Source organism: Deltaproteobacteria bacterium CG11_big_fil_rev_8_21_14_0_20_49_13 (genome assembly GCA_002796305.1).
In the GTDB taxonomy this organism is placed as follows: domain Bacteria; phylum UBA10199; class UBA10199.
Genome location: PCWZ01000081.1, coordinates 1 through 416, shown reverse-complemented (window position 1 = coordinate 416; position 416 = coordinate 1). Strand labels below are relative to the sequence as shown.

Annotated in this window: 1 protein-coding gene; it reads right to left on the bottom strand. The window is 48.3% G+C overall.

What is annotated here, in order from left to right; all coding sequences use genetic code 11:
* Nucleotides 1-170 precede the first annotated feature (170 nt).
* The coding region (locus COV46_07870; protein ID PIR16537.1) for a hypothetical protein at nt 171-416 on the bottom strand (246 nt) is incomplete at its 5' end.

Here is a 416-nt window from a genome sequence, read left to right as displayed (position 1 = left end):
GCGGCAATCTCCAGCAAACACTTGATTTATGGAGATTGCTTCGGTCACTACGCTCCCTCGCAATGACACGCCAATGGGTTTTTAGAGGTGCCCTTCTATTTTCAGAGGCGTCTTGTGGTTTTCGATATTGAGACCTTTCCTTTCGATGACATAAAATTATAATAACCGAATTACCGAAGCCTGACCCCGGTGTTCCTTAGGCGCAGAATGATGAACAGCGCCAGATAAGGGGCGAGATTTGCCGCGGTTTGATGGGAAAGAGGCGCGTCGGAGAGAGAGCATCCGTCGCCACCGGCTCGTTTTGAGATATTACCGTTTTCCGGGATTTTATCTGTATCGCCGGTTACGCAAAGACCCGACATCGAGTCTATATATCCTGAACATGTATCTTCTTTCAACGCCTCACATATGCAGTC